The organism is Arthrobacter sp. V1I7 (assembly GCF_030817015.1).
GTDB lineage: Bacteria > Actinomycetota > Actinomycetes > Actinomycetales > Micrococcaceae > Arthrobacter.
Genome location: NZ_JAUSYS010000001.1, coordinates 4108536 through 4122837 on the forward strand (window position 1 = coordinate 4108536; position 14302 = coordinate 4122837).

Annotated in this window: 14 protein-coding genes; 8 read left to right on the forward strand and 6 right to left on the reverse strand. The window is 66.7% G+C overall.

Going from position 1 to position 14302, the window contains the following annotated elements:
- Positions 1 to 16: 16 nt before the first annotated feature.
- The gene (locus QFZ69_RS18810; protein ID WP_306913540.1) at positions 17 to 442 is read right to left on the reverse strand and encodes a CoA-binding protein; all 426 of its coding nucleotides are present in this window, start codon (positions 440 to 442) and stop codon (positions 17 to 19) included.
- Positions 443 to 800: 358 nt separating this feature from the next.
- Between QFZ69_RS18810 and QFZ69_RS18815 the strand changes: the two genes are divergently transcribed.
- The 7 genes from QFZ69_RS18815 (at position 801) to QFZ69_RS18845 (ending at position 8831) form a co-directional block, all read left to right on the forward strand.
- Positions 801 to 1649, forward strand: a complete 849-nt coding sequence (locus tag QFZ69_RS18815; protein ID WP_306913542.1) for an ABC transporter ATP-binding protein — start codon at positions 801 to 803, stop codon at positions 1647 to 1649.
- A gap of 134 nt (positions 1650 to 1783) precedes the next feature.
- On the forward strand, positions 1784 to 2842 hold the full coding sequence (locus tag QFZ69_RS18820) for an aliphatic sulfonate ABC transporter substrate-binding protein (protein WP_306913543.1): 1059 nt from the start codon (positions 1784 to 1786) through the stop codon (positions 2840 to 2842).
- A complete protein-coding gene (locus QFZ69_RS18825; RefSeq protein ID WP_306913544.1) occupies positions 2842 to 3753 on the forward strand; it encodes an ABC transporter permease in 912 nt (303 codons plus the stop codon). Before QFZ69_RS18820 ends, QFZ69_RS18825 begins: the two co-directional genes overlap by 1 nt.
- On the forward strand, positions 3729 to 5786 hold the full coding sequence (acs, locus tag QFZ69_RS18830; protein WP_306913545.1) for an acetate--CoA ligase: 2058 nt from the start codon (positions 3729 to 3731) through the stop codon (positions 5784 to 5786). Before QFZ69_RS18825 ends, acs begins: the two co-directional genes overlap by 25 nt.
- The gene (sfnG, locus tag QFZ69_RS18835) at positions 5783 to 6988 is read left to right on the forward strand and encodes a dimethylsulfone monooxygenase SfnG (RefSeq protein WP_306913547.1); all 1206 of its coding nucleotides are present in this window, start codon (positions 5783 to 5785) and stop codon (positions 6986 to 6988) included. Before acs ends, sfnG begins: the two co-directional genes overlap by 4 nt.
- Positions 6988 to 8340, forward strand: coding sequence for an O-acetylhomoserine aminocarboxypropyltransferase/cysteine synthase family protein (locus QFZ69_RS18840; RefSeq protein ID WP_306913549.1), 1353 nt, complete (start codon positions 6988 to 6990; stop codon positions 8338 to 8340). Before sfnG ends, QFZ69_RS18840 begins: the two co-directional genes overlap by 1 nt.
- Positions 8337 to 8831 carry a CoA-binding protein gene (locus QFZ69_RS18845; RefSeq protein ID WP_306913551.1) on the forward strand — a complete coding sequence of 165 codons (495 nt, stop codon included), beginning with the start codon at positions 8337 to 8339 and terminating at the stop codon, positions 8829 to 8831. Before QFZ69_RS18840 ends, QFZ69_RS18845 begins: the two co-directional genes overlap by 4 nt.
- 72 nt (positions 8832 to 8903) lie before the next feature.
- On the opposite strand, the gene QFZ69_RS18850 is transcribed toward QFZ69_RS18845, so the two are convergent.
- The 3 genes from QFZ69_RS18850 to QFZ69_RS18860 all read right to left on the reverse strand — a co-directional run bounded on the left by QFZ69_RS18850 (position 8904) and on the right by QFZ69_RS18860 (position 11545).
- Positions 8904 to 9788 carry a glycosyltransferase family 2 protein gene (locus QFZ69_RS18850; protein WP_306913553.1) on the reverse strand — a complete coding sequence of 295 codons (885 nt, stop codon included), beginning with the start codon at positions 9786 to 9788 and terminating at the stop codon, positions 8904 to 8906.
- 85 nt (positions 9789 to 9873) lie between these two features.
- Complete coding sequence (locus tag QFZ69_RS18855; RefSeq protein ID WP_306913554.1) at positions 9874 to 10053, reverse strand: hypothetical protein; 180 nt, start codon at positions 10051 to 10053, stop codon at positions 9874 to 9876.
- Between the two features lie 202 nt (positions 10054 to 10255).
- Complete coding sequence (locus QFZ69_RS18860) at positions 10256 to 11545, reverse strand: adenylosuccinate synthase (protein ID WP_306913555.1); 1290 nt, start codon at positions 11543 to 11545, stop codon at positions 10256 to 10258.
- A 468-nt stretch (positions 11546 to 12013) separates the two neighbouring features.
- Here QFZ69_RS18860 and QFZ69_RS18865 point away from each other — a divergent pair, with 468 nt between their 5' ends.
- The gene (locus QFZ69_RS18865) at positions 12014 to 12646 is read left to right on the forward strand and encodes a uracil-DNA glycosylase (protein WP_306913556.1); all 633 of its coding nucleotides are present in this window, start codon (positions 12014 to 12016) and stop codon (positions 12644 to 12646) included.
- A 142-nt stretch (positions 12647 to 12788) separates the two neighbouring features.
- Here the strand turns inward: QFZ69_RS18865 and QFZ69_RS18870 are convergent, their stop codons facing one another.
- Together QFZ69_RS18870 and fbaA are read right to left on the reverse strand one after the other, a co-directional pair.
- Entirely contained in the window at positions 12789 to 13211 is a 423-nt protein-coding gene (locus QFZ69_RS18870) for a DUF3151 domain-containing protein (protein WP_306913558.1), read from the reverse strand.
- Positions 13211 to 14233: a class II fructose-bisphosphate aldolase gene (gene fbaA / locus QFZ69_RS18875; protein WP_306913560.1), complete on the reverse strand. Its 1023-nt coding sequence runs from the start codon at positions 14231 to 14233 to the stop codon at positions 13211 to 13213. The genes QFZ69_RS18870 and fbaA overlap by 1 nt, the downstream gene beginning before the upstream one ends.
- Positions 14234 to 14302 lie beyond the last annotated feature (69 nt).

Sequence of the window (14302 nt, forward strand, 5' to 3'; positions counted from 1 at the left end):
AGCGACGGTACCGCAGTTACAGCCTGAAGCGCCGGGCGTCCTGCGCCGGGCAGGCGTTCATAATGACATCGAGCCCGGCCGCCTTGGCGCGAGCGGCGGCAGCATTGTCAATGACCCCCAGTTGCAGCCAGACGGCTTTGGCGCCGATGGCGATGGCCTGGTCCACAACGGCCCCCACCCGCTGGGAATTCACGAAACAGTCGACGACGTCGATGGGGCGCTTCTCCGCCGGGATGTCGGCAAGGCGGGCGTAGCCCGTTTCGTGGTGGACCGGATCCCCCGGAAGATTCACCGGGATGATCTCCATGCCCAGCCGGTCCCGGATGAACAGCGAGGTGTCATAGGCGGCCCGCCACTGATTGGTGCTAAGGCCGACGATCGCCCACCGCCCCTTGGTGCGCAGGAGCCTTTCGAGGACGGCGGGATCGTTGACGTGAGGCATGCGCACAGCCTAGCGCCCGCCGCGGCACTGTTTCCGCAGCGAGGTCTGCAGCAACGACTCGCCCCGAAGGAATTTCGAAGAACTGAACGATCGGCGCCCGCTCGAGCCGACGTGACCGAATATTACGTCGCACGAGACCGTAATTAGGGAAATCCGTCCGGCTCCGTTTTAGTAGAAAATGACCATCCCGAGCGGCCGAGAGACCTGGATCGATGAAGCCGCAGCAACCCTGGTCGCCGGAATCCCCCTTGGGCTTCGGCGATAGCAAGGAATCGAGCCACGGGAACCGTCGGATTGACCACCCGACGCAACGGCTCTTTCCGTAGGGTGCTACTGCCAGGACCGATGGAGTATTCCTATGTCTGCTGTCCTGTCCTCCGCCGCGCCTGAGGCGCCCCAGAATGCCGCGCGCGCCGCCGCGCGGACATCCGCGCTGCCGGTTTCCTTCCGCGCACTTCGCCGCACCTTCGGCAAAGGCTCCGCGGCCCACACCGTCCTCCGGGATGTCGACTTCGAGGTCCGATCAGGGGAAGTCCTGGCGATTCTCGGCACCTCCGGCTGCGGCAAATCCACCCTGCTCCGTGCCACAGCAGGGCTCGACTCCCCCAGTTCGGGGAGCGTCGACATCGACGGCACCCCGGTCCAGGGCATCGACGCCCGCTGTGCCTTTGCTTTCCAGGAACCGCGGCTGCTCCCGTGGCACACCTTGCAGGCCAACATCGCCATCGGCCTGCCCACCGGAGTCAGCGCCAGGGACGGCAAGGCCAAAGTGACCCGCCTGCTCGAACTCGTGGGCCTCAAGGATTTCGCCAAGCACCGCCCCCGCGAAATCTCCGGCGGCATGGCCCAGCGCGCCTCCCTGGCACGTGCCCTCGCCCGTAACCCGGGCGTCCTGCTGCTCGATGAGCCGTTCGGCGCTCTCGATGCCCTGACCCGGATCAAGATGCAGGACCTGTTGCTCGACATCCACCGCGCGGCGCCCACCACGGTGCTGCTGGTGACCCACGACGTCGACGAGGCCCTCCAGCTTGCCGACCGCATCATCATCCTGGGCAAGGAACCGGACGAGGACGGCGCTGCCGCGCCGGGCGCGACAATCGTTCGCACCGTCGTCGTCCCCGGCGAGCGCCCCCGGGACCGCGGTTCCGTGGAACTTGCCCGAATGCGGGCCTCGCTACTGGAAAGCCTCGGCGTCGACGGCCACTAGCCCGGACCGCACGCCGGGCTTACCCCCTCCGCGCCGGCCGGCTGCGCCGCAGCTCGCGCCAGCCTGCCGCTTACTCCACTCCGTCCTTCCTTCGCCCGCTCGCACCATTTCGATATCTGTCTCAGAGGATTCCCATGTCATTTGCCCGCAAAGCCACCCGCCACTCAGTCACTCGCCGTTCAGTGATTGGGGCCGCCGCCGTCTCCGCCGCCCTGGTGCTTAGCGGCTGCGTCGCCGGTGAGGGTTCCGGCGGCGCGCCCGCAGCGAGCGGAGCCGTCGAAGGCGGCACCCTCAACATCGACTTCGCCACGTACAACCCGCTGAGCCTGGTCATCAAGAAGAAGGGCTGGCTGGAGGCCTCGCTTAAGGACCAGGGCGTCACCGTCAACTGGGTGCAGTCCGCCGGGTCCAACAAGGCCAACGAAGCACTGCGCTCCGGGGCGGTCGACGTCGGCTCCACCGCCGGATCCGCCGCGCTGCTGGCGCGTGCCAACGGCTCACCGATCAAGACGATCGACATTTACTCCCAGCCGGAGTGGGCGGCCCTGGTGGCCGGCCCCGCCTCCGGGATCACCACCGTCGCGGACCTGAAGGGCAAGTCCGTGGCTGCGACGAAGGGCACGGACCCGTACTTCTTCCTGCTGCAGTCCCTTTCCGAAGCCGGGATCTCCGCCAAGGACGTCACGGTGCAGAACCTCCAGCACGCGGACGGGCGGACCGCGCTGGAAAACGGATCGGTGGATGCCTGGTCCGGCCTGGACCCGATCATGGCCGGCGCCGAGCAGAAAGGCGCCAAGCTGTTCTACCGGAACCTGTCGTTCAACACCTATGGCTTCCTCAACGCCACGGAGTCCTTCCTGACGAACAAGCCGAAGCAGGCGCAGGCCGTGGTCAACGCCTATGAGAAGGCCCGCGCCTGGGCCGCGGCGAACCCGGACGAAACCGCCCAGATCCTTGCCGACGTCGCGGGCCTGGACCTCGCCGTCGCGAAGACGGTGGTGCTGGAACGCAGCAACCTCGACGTCGACCCGGCGCCGGGCGAGGCGCAGCGGAAGGTCCTCGCAAAAATCGGGCCGACCTTCGTGGAGACCGGCGATGTTGCAAGCCAGAAGCAGATCGACGACGCAGTCGCCTCCATACTTGATGACTCGCTGGTGAAGAAGGCGGACGCGTCCGCCATCAAGGATTCCTGATGTCACACCTCGGAAATCCCTTCCTCACCGGCAACAGTGTTGCGGATGGACGCGCTGCAGCCGTCCCCGCAACTCCAGCAGACGCCGCCCAGCCGGGCTCGCCCGATTCGGGACCGAGCGGCTCCCCGGCGAACGGATGGTCCCCCGCCGGGATTCTAGCCAACGGCTGGGCGCGTCTGCTCCTTGGACTGATCCTTCCGGCGGCGGTGCTGGCGGCCTGGCAGCTGTCCACCGCGGCCGGGATCTTCAGCGTCGTACAGCTCCCGCCGCCCGCCATGGTGTTGGAGGCCGGAATCGACCTGCTCCAGCGCGGGCAGCTGGGCCAGCACATTGCCATCTCCACCCAGCGCGTCCTGATCGGCTTCGCCGCCGGGGCTGCCCTCGGACTCGTGTTCGGCTCCCTCGTGGGGCTGTCCCGGTTCGCCGATGTTCTGCTGGCCCCGACCATCGGGGCGCTCCGGGCGGTACCGTCACTGGCTTGGGTTCCGCTTCTCATCCTCTGGATGAAAATCGGCGAGGACTCCAAGATCACCCTGATCCTGATCGGCGCCTTCTTCCCGGTCTTCACTACGGTCTCCCTGGCCCTGCGCCATGTGGACCGGAACCTCGTCGAGGCAGCGCGGGCCTTCGGACTCAAGGGTGTGAGGCTCCTGACCACCGTCCAGCTCCCGGCTGTCGTCCCCGCGGTCTTCTCCGGACTCCGGCTGGCGCTGGCGCAGGCATGGCTGTTCCTCGTGGCCGCCGAACTCATCGCCTCCTCAATGGGGCTTGGCTTCCTGCTGACGGATTCCCAGAACAACGGCCGCACTGACCGGTTGCTGCTGACAATCGTGTTGCTCGCGGTGATCGGAAAGATAACTGATGGCCTGCTGGGACTTGCAGAGAAATGGGCGGTGAAACGATGGGCCTGACGACGACCGCAACCCCGCTGACCGAGGCCGGCGTTTTTGCCGCCACCGCCCGCGGCGCCGCCCCCGGCACCGAGGCCGAACGCATCGCGTTCTGGGAGCAGGCCGCCCTGCGCCTGGACTGGGAGCCGGCGCCGGGCAGCCAGTCCGCCGGGCAGGACAAGCCGTGGCACACAGCGCACCGTCTCGTCCCCGCCGACGTCGAGGCCGGCACCGGCCCGGCCATCACCTGGTTCGAAGGCGGGAAGCTCAACGTCGCCTACAACTGCGTGGACCGCCATGTCGACGCCGGGCGAGGCGGGAAGGTGGCCCTGCATTTCGAAGGCGAACCCGGTGACCGCCGCTCCATCACCTACGCTGACCTCCAGCGCGAGGTGTCCAAGGCAGCCAACGCGCTGCTGGGCCTCGGCATCACCAAGGGCGACCGGGTGGTCATCTACCTGCCCGTCATCCCGGAAACCGTGATCATCACCCTGGCTGTGGCCCGCATCGGCGCCATCCACTCACTCGTCTTCGGCGGCTTCTCCGCCGAGGCGCTCAAGTTCCGGGTCGAGGACACCGGCGCAAAGCTGCTCGTCACCACCGACGGCCAGTTCCGCCGCGGCACGGCCGTGCCGGTCAAGGACAACGCCGACGCCGCCGTCTCCGGCGACAACGCGATCGAACATGTCCTGGTGGTCAACCGCACCACCGCACCGGAACTGCTGCACACTGTGCCGATGACCGAAGGCCGCGACGTCTGGTGGCACGACGCCGTCGGGCAGGCCTCCGAAGTCCACACGCCCGAAGCGTTCGACGCCGAGACGCCGCTGTTCATCATGTACACCTCCGGGACCACCGGCAAGCCCAAGGGCCTCGTGCACACCTCCGGCGGTTACCTCACCCAGGCGTCCTGGAGCTACGAACACCTGTTCAGCAATCCGGACCCTACGCTCCGCGACCAGGACGTCCACTGGTGCACCGCCGACCTCGCCTGGGTCACGGCCCACACCTACGAGCTGTACGGTCCGCTGTCCAACGGCGTCAGCCAGGTGATCTTCGAAGGCACGCCGAACACCCCGCACCCAGGCCGGCACTTCGAGATCATCGAACGCTACGGCGTGACCCAGTACTACACCGCGCCCACCCTGGTCCGCTCCCTGATGGGCTGGTTCCCCGACGGCGTCCCGGCCAGTTACGACCTCTCCTCCATCCGGCTGCTCGGCACCGTCGGTGAAGCGGTCAACCCCGAGGCGTGGCGCTGGTTCCGCGAGAATATCGGCGCCGGGACCGCTCCCGTGGTGGACACCTGGTGGCAGTCCGAAACCGGCGCCACTATCCTCTCCCCGGCTCCCACCGACACGGAGTTCAAGCCTGGCTGCGCGGCCCGCCCGCTGCCCGGGGTCGGCACCCGGATCGTGGACGACGCCGGCCGGACGGTACCGCCGGGCGTCCACGGCTTCATCGTGGTGGACGCCCCCGGCCCCGCCATCGCCCGAACGGTGTGGGGCAATCCGCAGCGGTACTTCGATTCGTACTGGCGCCAGTACGCGGCGCAGGGCTGGTTCCTTGCCGGCGACGGCGCCAAGTATGACGACGACGGCGATATCTGGATCCTCGGAAGGGTGGATGACACCCTCAACGTCTCCGGGCACCTGCTCTCCACCATCGAGATCGAATCGGCCCTCGTGTCGCACCCGGACGTCGTGGAGGCCGGCGTCTGCCCGGTTGCGGACCCGAAGACCGGCCACGCGATCGTCGCGTTCGTGGTGCTCCGGAAGTCGCACGCAAGCTTGGACATCACGTCAGACTTGAAGGCGCACGTCGCGAAGCGGATCGGGCCGATCGCCAAGCCGCGCGACGTCGTCGTCGTTCCCGATGTGCCGAAGACCCGCAGCGGCAAGATCATGCGCCGGCTGCTCACCCAGCTGTTCGAAGGAACCACGCTCGGCGACACCACCTCGCTCCAGAACGAACCATCCATCGCGGACATCCAGGATGTCCTGCGCAGCCGCACTAACCACGCAGAAATTACCGGAAGTAAGGAACACTCATGACTGAGATCAGCAACGTCGCCCGCCTTTCCGAACCGCTCAAATTCGCCTACTGGGTTCCGAATGTCTCCGGCGGTCTGGTGGTATCCACGATCGAACAGCGCACCGGCTGGGACTTCGACTACAACAAGAAGCTCGCCCGGATCGCCGAGAACTCCGGCTTCGAATACGCGCTGTCCCAGACGCGCTACGCCGCCTCCTACGGCGCGGACAAGCAGCACGAGGCGACCTCCTTCAGCCTGGCGCTGCTGGCCGCGACCGAGCGGCTGAAGGTCATTGCGGCCGTCCACCCTGGCATGTGGCACCCCGGGGTCCTGGCGAAATACATCATCACGGCCGACCACATCTCCAACGGCCGCGCGGCCGTGAACATCGTCTCCGGCTGGCTGAAGAACGAGTTCACCAACTTCGGCCTCGAATGGCTGGAACACGACGAACGCTACGTCCGCACCGAGGAATTCATCAAGGTCCTCCGCGGGCTGTGGACCGAGCAGGACTACACCCAGTCCGGCAAGTACTACAACATCACCGACTTCACGCTGAACCCGGCCCCGGTGGACGTGCCCGGCCGCGCGCACCCGGAAATCTTCTTCGGCGGCAACTCCACCGCAGCCCAGGCCACGGCCGGCCGCGTGGCCGACTGGTACTTCTCCAACGGCAAGGATCTCGAAGGCTTCAAGGAGAACATCGCCGGCGTGGTCTCCGCCGCAGGAGAAAGCGGGGGCGAGAGCAAGCGCGGAACCGACGGCGCACTCCCCGCCCCGCGCTTCGGCCTCAACGGCTTCGTGATCGCCCGGGATTCCGAGAAGGAAGCCCGCGACACCCTCCGCGAGATCGTGGCGAAAGCACACAAGCCCGCCGTCGAGGGCTTCCGCGCCGCCGTCCAGGAGGCCGGAGCGTCCACTAAGGACGGCAAGGGCATGTGGGCCGACTCGAGCTTCGAGGACCTGGTCCAGTACAACGACGGCTTCAAGACCCAGCTGATCGGCACGCCCGAGCAGATCGCGGAGCGGATCGTGGCGTACAAGAAGATCGGCGTGAACCTGTTCCTGACCGGCTACCTGCACTTCCAGGAGGAAGTCGCGGCGTTCGGCCAGGACATCCTGCCGATCGTCCGCCAACTCGAAGCGGACCTCGCCCGGAAGAACGGCATGGAACTGGACCTCTCCGGCGTTCCGGTCGCCCAGGTTGAGGTGGCTGCGTAATGGCTGACCGCAAGTTCGGGTTCCGCACCCGCGCCCTGCACGCCGGCGGCACGCCCGACGCCGAGCACGGCGCCCGCGCCGTGCCGATCTACCAGACCACATCGTTCGTGTTCAAGGACACCCAGGAGGCCGCGAACCTCTTCGCGCTGCAGAAGTACGGCAACATCTATTCCCGGATCGGCAACCCCACGGTCGCCGCGTTCGAGGAGCGCATCGCTTCCCTCGAGGGCGGCATCGGTGCGGTGGCAACGTCCTCGGGGATGGCCGCGGAGTTCATCACCTTCGCCGCGCTGACCCAGGCGGGCGATCACATCGTGGCGGCGTCCCAGCTCTACGGCGGCACGGTCACCCAGCTGGACGTCACGCTGCGGCGCTTCGGCGTGGACACCACCTTCGTTCCCGGCACCGACCCGGCGGACTATGCCGCCGCGGTGCGCCAGAACACAAAGGCGATCTTCGTCGAGGTGGTGGCCAATCCGTCGTCGGAAGTCCAGGACCTTGAGGGCCTCGCCAAAGTCGCGCACGACGCCGGCGTCCCCCTCGTCGTCGACGCCACCTTGAGCACGCCCTACCTCGTGCGGCCGATCGAACACGGGGCGGACATCGTGATCCACTCCGCCACCAAGTTCCTCGGCGGCCACGGCACCACCCTGGGCGGCGTGATCGTCGAAAGCGGCCGGTTCAACTGGGGCAACGGCAAGTTCCCGACCATGACCGAACCGGTAGCCTCCTACGGCAACGTCTCATGGTGGGGGAACTTCGGCGAGTACGGCTTCCTCACCAAGCTCCGCTGCGAGCAGTTGCGCGACATCGGACCGGCGCTCTCCCCGCAGTCGGCGTTCCAGCTGCTGCAGGGCGTCGAAACGCTCCCGCAGCGGCTGGACGAGCATCTGAAGAACGCGCAGGCTGTCGCGGAATGGCTGGAGGCCGACGAGCGTGTGGCCTACGTGAACTTCTCCGGGCTGCCCTCGCATCCCCACTTCGACCGGGCCAGGAAGTACCTGCCGCTGGGACCGGGCTCGGTGTTCTCCTTCGGAGTGAAGGGCGGCCGCGCCGCGGGCCAGAAGTTCATCGAATCCCTGCAACTGGCCTCGCACCTGGCCAATGTGGGCGACTCCCGGACCCTCGTGATCCATCCCGGTTCCACCACCCACCAGCAGCTGAGCCCGGAGCAGCTCGAATCCGCCGGCATCCCCGAAGACCTGGTCCGGATCTCGATCGGGCTGGAAGACATCGAGGACATCCTCTGGGACCTCGACCAGGCCCTCGCCGCGGCAGCCGAAGAGTCCGCCTCGGATGCATCCGAGGATGCGCGGTCGGCTGAATCCTGCACGATCGGAGCACTGTCATGAGCATGGAAGACCGCACCTGGACCGGCCCGTCGGCGCCGGAACGGCTGAACCTACTGCGTCAGGCGAAGTCCATCGCGATTGTGGGGGCCTCGGACAAGCCCTCCCGGGCCAGCTACTTCGTGGCCACCTATCTGCAGTCCTCCACCCGCTACAAGGTGTACTTCGTGAACCCCGTGGTGAAGGAGATCCTCGGCGAGCAGACGTACGCGTCGCTGGCCGATCTGCCGGAAAGCCCGGACATCGTGGACGTGTTCCGCAAACACGACGACCTGCCCGGAGTCCTCGACGAGGCCATCGCGGCGGGCGCCAAGACGCTGTGGCTGCAGCTGGGTTCGTGGCATGAGGACGTTGCCAAGGAAGCGGAAGCCGCCGGGCTCGACGTCGTGATGGACCGCTGCGTGAAGATTGAGCATGCCCGCTTCCACGGCGGCCTGCATCTGGCCGGCTTCGACACCGGCGTCATTTCCTCGAAGCGGCAGGTCCTGGCCTAGTCGCCCCGCTTCCTGCCGGCTCCGTCGGCAGGGAGCCGGCGCCAGGGGGCCGGCCCCGGCCTGCCCTGGGTATCAGGGCTCCGGGACGTCGGCGTCGTCCTGCAGGACCACCCTGTAGGCCTCGACTCTCCGGTCTGTAACCGTGGTGGGTGACTCCAGGTGCACGGCGCCGGACGGAAGGATGCCGGCACCGCCGAACTTCTCCATGACGCGCCACTGCGCCACGACGTCCTCCCCGGCGTGCTCCGGAGGCAGGAGCGGCCAGAAGCCGAATCCGCCGGTGGCGTCCAGCGCTTTACGGTCGTACAGGGTACAGCCACCCAGCCAGGCCACCTTGTACGGAACCCACTCACCCGGCCGCAGGCCAAGGTCCGCGCCCAGGTGAGTGAGGTTGGCGGCGCTGTGCAGCGGCCATCGCCCAAAGGCCGGGCTGTCCGGCCGGATCCTTTCCGGCTCAACGGTTCCTTCCCAGCGCTCGAAAGTCAGCACCTCCTGCGGTCGCCGGTCGTCCAGGAACGACAGTCCTTGGGGAGCCATCCCCACAAAGCCGCACCGCAACTGGGTCAGCGCCTCTGACATGCACTGCAGTGCGCCCGGTTCCAGCCAGATGTCGTCGTCGAGAAACAGGCACTGCGGGGCCTGTGCCTGCTCCAGCAGGAAGTGCCGGTGCTCGGCCAGGCCCCGCCGGGGTACATGTCGGAGAACCACTACTTCACGGCCTTGGGCCTGCAAAACACGGATCATCGCTGCCGGGGCCGGGTGCTGCCAGGCCGGCTGTTCCTGCGACTGGTCGCTGACCACCACCCGGAAGGACGGTTCGCGTTGGGCAGCCAGGCCGGCGAGGGTGACCCCCAGTTCCGCCGGACGGTCGCAGGTCGGAATCAGGACATCCACGCTGGCGGGGTCGGCAGCCGGGCCTGGGCTATGCGCCCACGAATCCGATGATCTTTGGCTCAAGATGTCCCCTCCCACGGTTTAGTGTCGCGATTCGTCCGCCGCTGCCAGGCGTTTGCCAGGCGCCGGCGCGCGGGATCCCGGAGCGCTAGCTGGCGCCGCGGCGCTCCCCGGCACCGGCTGGTGGCACGCGGTCCGTGTCCTCGCGATCCGGGCCTTCGGCAGGCTCCTGCGCATGGACCCGGATCTCCGAGATGTCCGCATCCGGATCCCCCTCAGCCGGCGCCTCGCTGTGGCGGCGCTCGCCTGCCTCTGGCATTTCACTCATCTCGAGTCCTTTCGTATCACGTCCACGGCGGCCGTTCCACGGTCGCTCCTTGGCACCCGCCCGGGGAATCCGGCAGCGCCGGAAAGTGCTTCTTTTGCTCATGGTGTCTTGGACACGATCCACGGTCAAGGTTTTGTTTAACGACGACGGCGGGCAACCCTTTCAGGTGACCCGCCGTCGTCGAGCGTCAGTTGGCAGTGCGTCAGTCGTTGATCAGGTCGTTGATCACGATCGTCTGGTCGCGGTCCGGGCCGACTCCGATCGCCGAGAAACGCGTGCCGGAAAGCTTTTCCAGGGCGAGCACGTAGTTCCTGGCGTTCTCCGGGAGGTCGTCCAGGGTGCGGGCACCGGTGATGTCTTCGGTCCAGCCCTCGAAGATCTCGAAGATCGGCTTGGCGTGGTGGAACTCGGTCTGGGTCATCGGCATTTCGTCATACCGGACGCCGTCAACGTCGTAGGCCACGCAGACCGGAATCTGCTCGATGCCGGTGAGCACGTCCAGCTTGGTGACGAAGTAGTCCGTGAACCCGTTGACCCGGGAGGCGTGGCGCGCCAGCACGGCGTCGTACCAGCCGCAGCGGCGGGGACGGCCCGTGTTGACGCCGAATTCGCCGCCGGTCTTCTGCAGGTACATGCCCATCTCATCGAACAGTTCCGTGGGGAACGGACCCGCACCGACACGGGTGGTGTAGGCCTTGATGATGCCGATGGAACGCGAGATCCGGGTGGGGCCGATGCCCGAGCCCACGGAGGCGCCGCCGGCGGTCGGGTTCGAGGACGTCACGAAGGGGTAGGTGCCGTGGTCGACGTCCAGGAACGTGGCCTGGCCGCCTTCCATCAGGACCACCTTGCCCTCGTCGAGGGCGGTGTTCAGGACGAAGGTGCTGTCGATCACCAGCGGGCGGAGGCGCTCGGCGAAGGACAGGAAGTATTCCACGATCTCGTCCACCTCGATGTCGCGGCGGTTGTAGACCTTGACCAGCAGTTCGTTCTTCTGGCGGAGCGAGCCCTCGACCTTCTGGCGCAGGATGGAGGCGTCGAAGACGTCCTGCACACGGATACCCAGGCGGGCCACCTTGTCCATGTAGGCCGGACCGATGCCGCGGCCGGTGGTGCCGATGGCCCGGCTGCCGAGGAAACGCTCGGTGACCTTGTCCAGAACCTGGTGGTAGGGCGCCACGAGGTGGGCGTTGGCGGAGACGCGCAGCTTGGAGGTGTCAGCCCCGCGGGCTTCCAGTCCGTCGATCTCCTGGAACAGGGCCTCCAGGTTCACCACGCAGCCGTTGCCGATGATCGGAACAGCGTTCGGGCTCAGGATGCCGGCCGGAAGGAGCTTAAGCTCATACTTCTCACCGCCTACGACAACGGTGTGCCCGGCGTTGTTGCCGCCGTTGGGCTTGACGACATAGTCAACCCGGCCGCCAAGCAGGTCAGTGGCTTTACCTTTGCCTTCGTCGCCCCATTGGGCTCCGACGATCACGATTGCTGGCATGGGATCCTCCCCCATTCGTTCGGGCTGACTTCCGTTGATCCACCGAGGAATGCACCCTAGTTGGATGCGCCAAGGTGATTCACCTGAGGTCAGCGCCGTTCATGAGAATGCCCCGAATCTACCGCTGTGCTCTTCCATCAACGCCAGAGTCCGGGGCTCTTACCACCCAAGTTTAGCCGATCAAGCCCATATGCAGGGTGTGGCGACGTTTTGCGCCTCCTAGCCTCGTGCGCGGCGCTCTTGGCCTACGCCCCGTCGCCACGCGGGCAGGGCAGGTGCCCCGCGGGCTGTGGCCGCCGGCCCGCGTCCGGTTCAGCATTTCGCAGGGCTTGATAGACTGGTAATGATCGACTCGGAATCGGTCTACCTCACATTTTCAAACCACATCGTATTTTGGCGTGCCCGCAATTGGGCGTTCCCGTGCACGGTCTGGCAGCTTGACCAATCCCGCAGGAGACTCAGCAATATATGACAGCCTTGGCCACTGAAAATTTTCGCGAACAGCTTCTGAACCGCCGCTACGAACCTAGTGTCGCGGCCGTCAACGAACTGTGCGACACGCTGCAGTCCGCCAAACCCGGCACGAATGTCCCGTATGTGGACCCGATGCACGACGTCGACGAGTGCCGCATCATCAGCCTCTACTCCAACATCGGCACCGCCGACCCGTCCGGCTTCATCACCGCCGGTGACGACGAAGCGGCAACCCGCATGCTGGGCGTCCAATGGAAGCTGGGCCTGCGCCCGGAGTTCGTCATGCCCTGGAACGTCCACCCCTGGCACATCGCGGGCGAGCCCAACGGCAAGTTCACGCCGGACCAGATCTCGGCCGGCCTGAAGCCGCTGCTGAAATTCCTGGCACTCGTGCCGCGCGCTTCCGTGATCGTCGCCCACGGCACCGAGGCCAACCGCCTGGCCAATCTGCTGCTGAAGACCGAAGTGCCCATGATCTGGCGCCGTGGCCTGAAGACCTACAAGGTCCGCTCACTCAGCGGCCGCGCCTTCGCCGGCACCCCGGCCCGCCAGGAGCAATACCTCGAGGAGATGCACACGGCCTACGCCGATGCCATGGCGCGCACCGGACTGACCAAGCCCAGCTAGTCCCCACCCCCTCCCTGACCTCGCAAGCTCGGCCAGGGAACCCCGCGGGTGTGGGCCCACCCACCCGCTCCCTGACCACCCGCACTAAAACGACGGCGGGCGCCCACCGAAAGGTGGACGCCCGCCGTCGTCGTTAATGCGCTTACTTGGCTTCGATCGCTGCCTTCGCGGTGGGATCGGAGTCCTTGAGGAACTTCTCGATCCGTTCCGGTTCCTCGGCTTCGCCGATCGCGGCGGAGGCCCGGCCCAGCGAGTACAGGGCCCGCAGGAAGCCGCGGTTGGGCTCGTGCTCCCACGGGATCGGACCGACGCCGCGCCAGCCGTGCCGCCGCAGGGAATCGAGGCCGCGGTGGTAGCCGACGCGGGAGTAGGCGTAGGAGTCAATGGTCCGGCCCTCGTTCCACGCTTCCTCGGCCAGCACGGCCCAGAGCAGCGAGGATGTCGGGTGCTTCTCCACCAGGTCCAGCGCTTCCTGGCCCGCGTCCAGCGCCGCGTAGATCTCGGTCTCGGCCGGCAGGAGCGTCGGCTCAGGACCCATCAGGTTCTTGCGGAACTCGTCGGACATTACTTGAGCGACTTGCCGGTGGAGCCGAGCTGCTGGGCGGCCTCCACGACGCGGGCCGCGAGGCCGGCTTCGGCGGACGCGCCCCAGACGCGGGGATCGTAGAGCTTCTTGTTGCCGACTTCGCCGTCAACCTTCAGCACGCCGTCGTAGTTGCGGAACATGTGGTCCACCACGGGGCGGGTGTAGGCGTACTGCGTGTCGGTGTCGATGTTCATCTTGATGGTACCGAAGGAGACGGCGTCGGCGATTTCCTTCTCCGAGGAGCCGGAGCCTCCGTGGAAGACGAGGTCGAACGGGTTGGCCTTGCCGATCTTGGCACCGACCTGCTCCTGGATGTCCTTGAGGATTTCCGGGCGGAGCTTGACGCCGCCGGGCTTGTAGACCCCGTGCACGTTGCCGAAGGTCAGCGCCGTGATGTAGCGGCCGTTTTCGCCGGCGCCGAGCGCGTCGATGGTGGCGAGGGCGTCCTCGACCGTGCTGTAGAGCTTGTCGTTGATGGCGTTCTCGACGCCGTCCTCCTCGCCGCCGACGGTGCCGATCTCGACCTCGAGGATCATTTTGGCGGCCGCGGTGCGCTCCAGGAGTTCACGGGCGATCCGCAGGTTTTCCTGCAGGGTCTCGGCGGAGCCGTCCCACATATGGGAGTTGAACAGCGGGTCGCGGCCGGCCTTGACCTCGGCCTCGGAAGCGGTGAGCAGCGGCAGGACGAAGCCGTCCAGCTTGTCCTTCGGGCAGTGGTCCGTGTGCAGGGCGACGTTGACGCCGTACTTTTTGGCAACTTCCCGGGCAAACGCGGCGAAGCCCAGCGAACCGGCCACCATGTCCTTGACGGAGGCGCCGGACCAGTAGGCGGCGCCGCCGGTGGAGACCTGGACGATTCCGTCGGACTCGGCCTCGGCGAAGCCACGCAGGGCGGCGTTGAGGGTCTGGGAAGAGGTGACGTTGACGGCCGGGAACGCGAAGCCGTCCGCCTTTGCACGGTCGATCATCTCGGAGTAGATCTCTGGGGTTGCAATGGGCATGCTGACTCCTAAAGTGAATTTCGTCTGCGGGTTGGGTTGACCCTGGAGTGAACCTCGTCGGCTAGGAAC

Coding starts and splice junctions, on each gene's coding strand:
- QFZ69_RS18810 (WP_306913540.1), bottom strand. CDS start 442: ATGCCTCACGTCAACGATCCCGCCGTCCTCGAAAGGCTCCTGCGCACC.
- QFZ69_RS18815 (WP_306913542.1), top strand. CDS start 801: ATGTCTGCTGTCCTGTCCTCCGCCGCGCCTGAGGCGCCCCAGAATGCC.
- QFZ69_RS18820 (WP_306913543.1), top strand. CDS start 1,784: ATGTCATTTGCCCGCAAAGCCACCCGCCACTCAGTCACTCGCCGTTCA.
- QFZ69_RS18825 (WP_306913544.1), top strand. CDS start 2,842: ATGTCACACCTCGGAAATCCCTTCCTCACCGGCAACAGTGTTGCGGAT.
- acs (WP_306913545.1), top strand. CDS start 3,729: ATGGGCGGTGAAACGATGGGCCTGACGACGACCGCAACCCCGCTGACC.
- sfnG (WP_306913547.1), top strand. CDS start 5,783: ATGACTGAGATCAGCAACGTCGCCCGCCTTTCCGAACCGCTCAAATTC.
- QFZ69_RS18840 (WP_306913549.1), top strand. CDS start 6,988: ATGGCTGACCGCAAGTTCGGGTTCCGCACCCGCGCCCTGCACGCCGGC.
- QFZ69_RS18845 (WP_306913551.1), top strand. CDS start 8,337: ATGAGCATGGAAGACCGCACCTGGACCGGCCCGTCGGCGCCGGAACGG.
- QFZ69_RS18855 (WP_306913554.1), bottom strand. CDS start 10,053: ATGAGTGAAATGCCAGAGGCAGGCGAGCGCCGCCACAGCGAGGCGCCG.
- QFZ69_RS18860 (WP_306913555.1), bottom strand. CDS start 11,545: ATGCCAGCAATCGTGATCGTCGGAGCCCAATGGGGCGACGAAGGCAAA.
- QFZ69_RS18865 (WP_306913556.1), top strand. CDS start 12,014: ATGACAGCCTTGGCCACTGAAAATTTTCGCGAACAGCTTCTGAACCGC.
- QFZ69_RS18870 (WP_306913558.1), bottom strand. CDS start 13,211: ATGTCCGACGAGTTCCGCAAGAACCTGATGGGTCCTGAGCCGACGCTC.
- fbaA (WP_306913560.1), bottom strand. CDS start 14,233: ATGCCCATTGCAACCCCAGAGATCTACTCCGAGATGATCGACCGTGCA.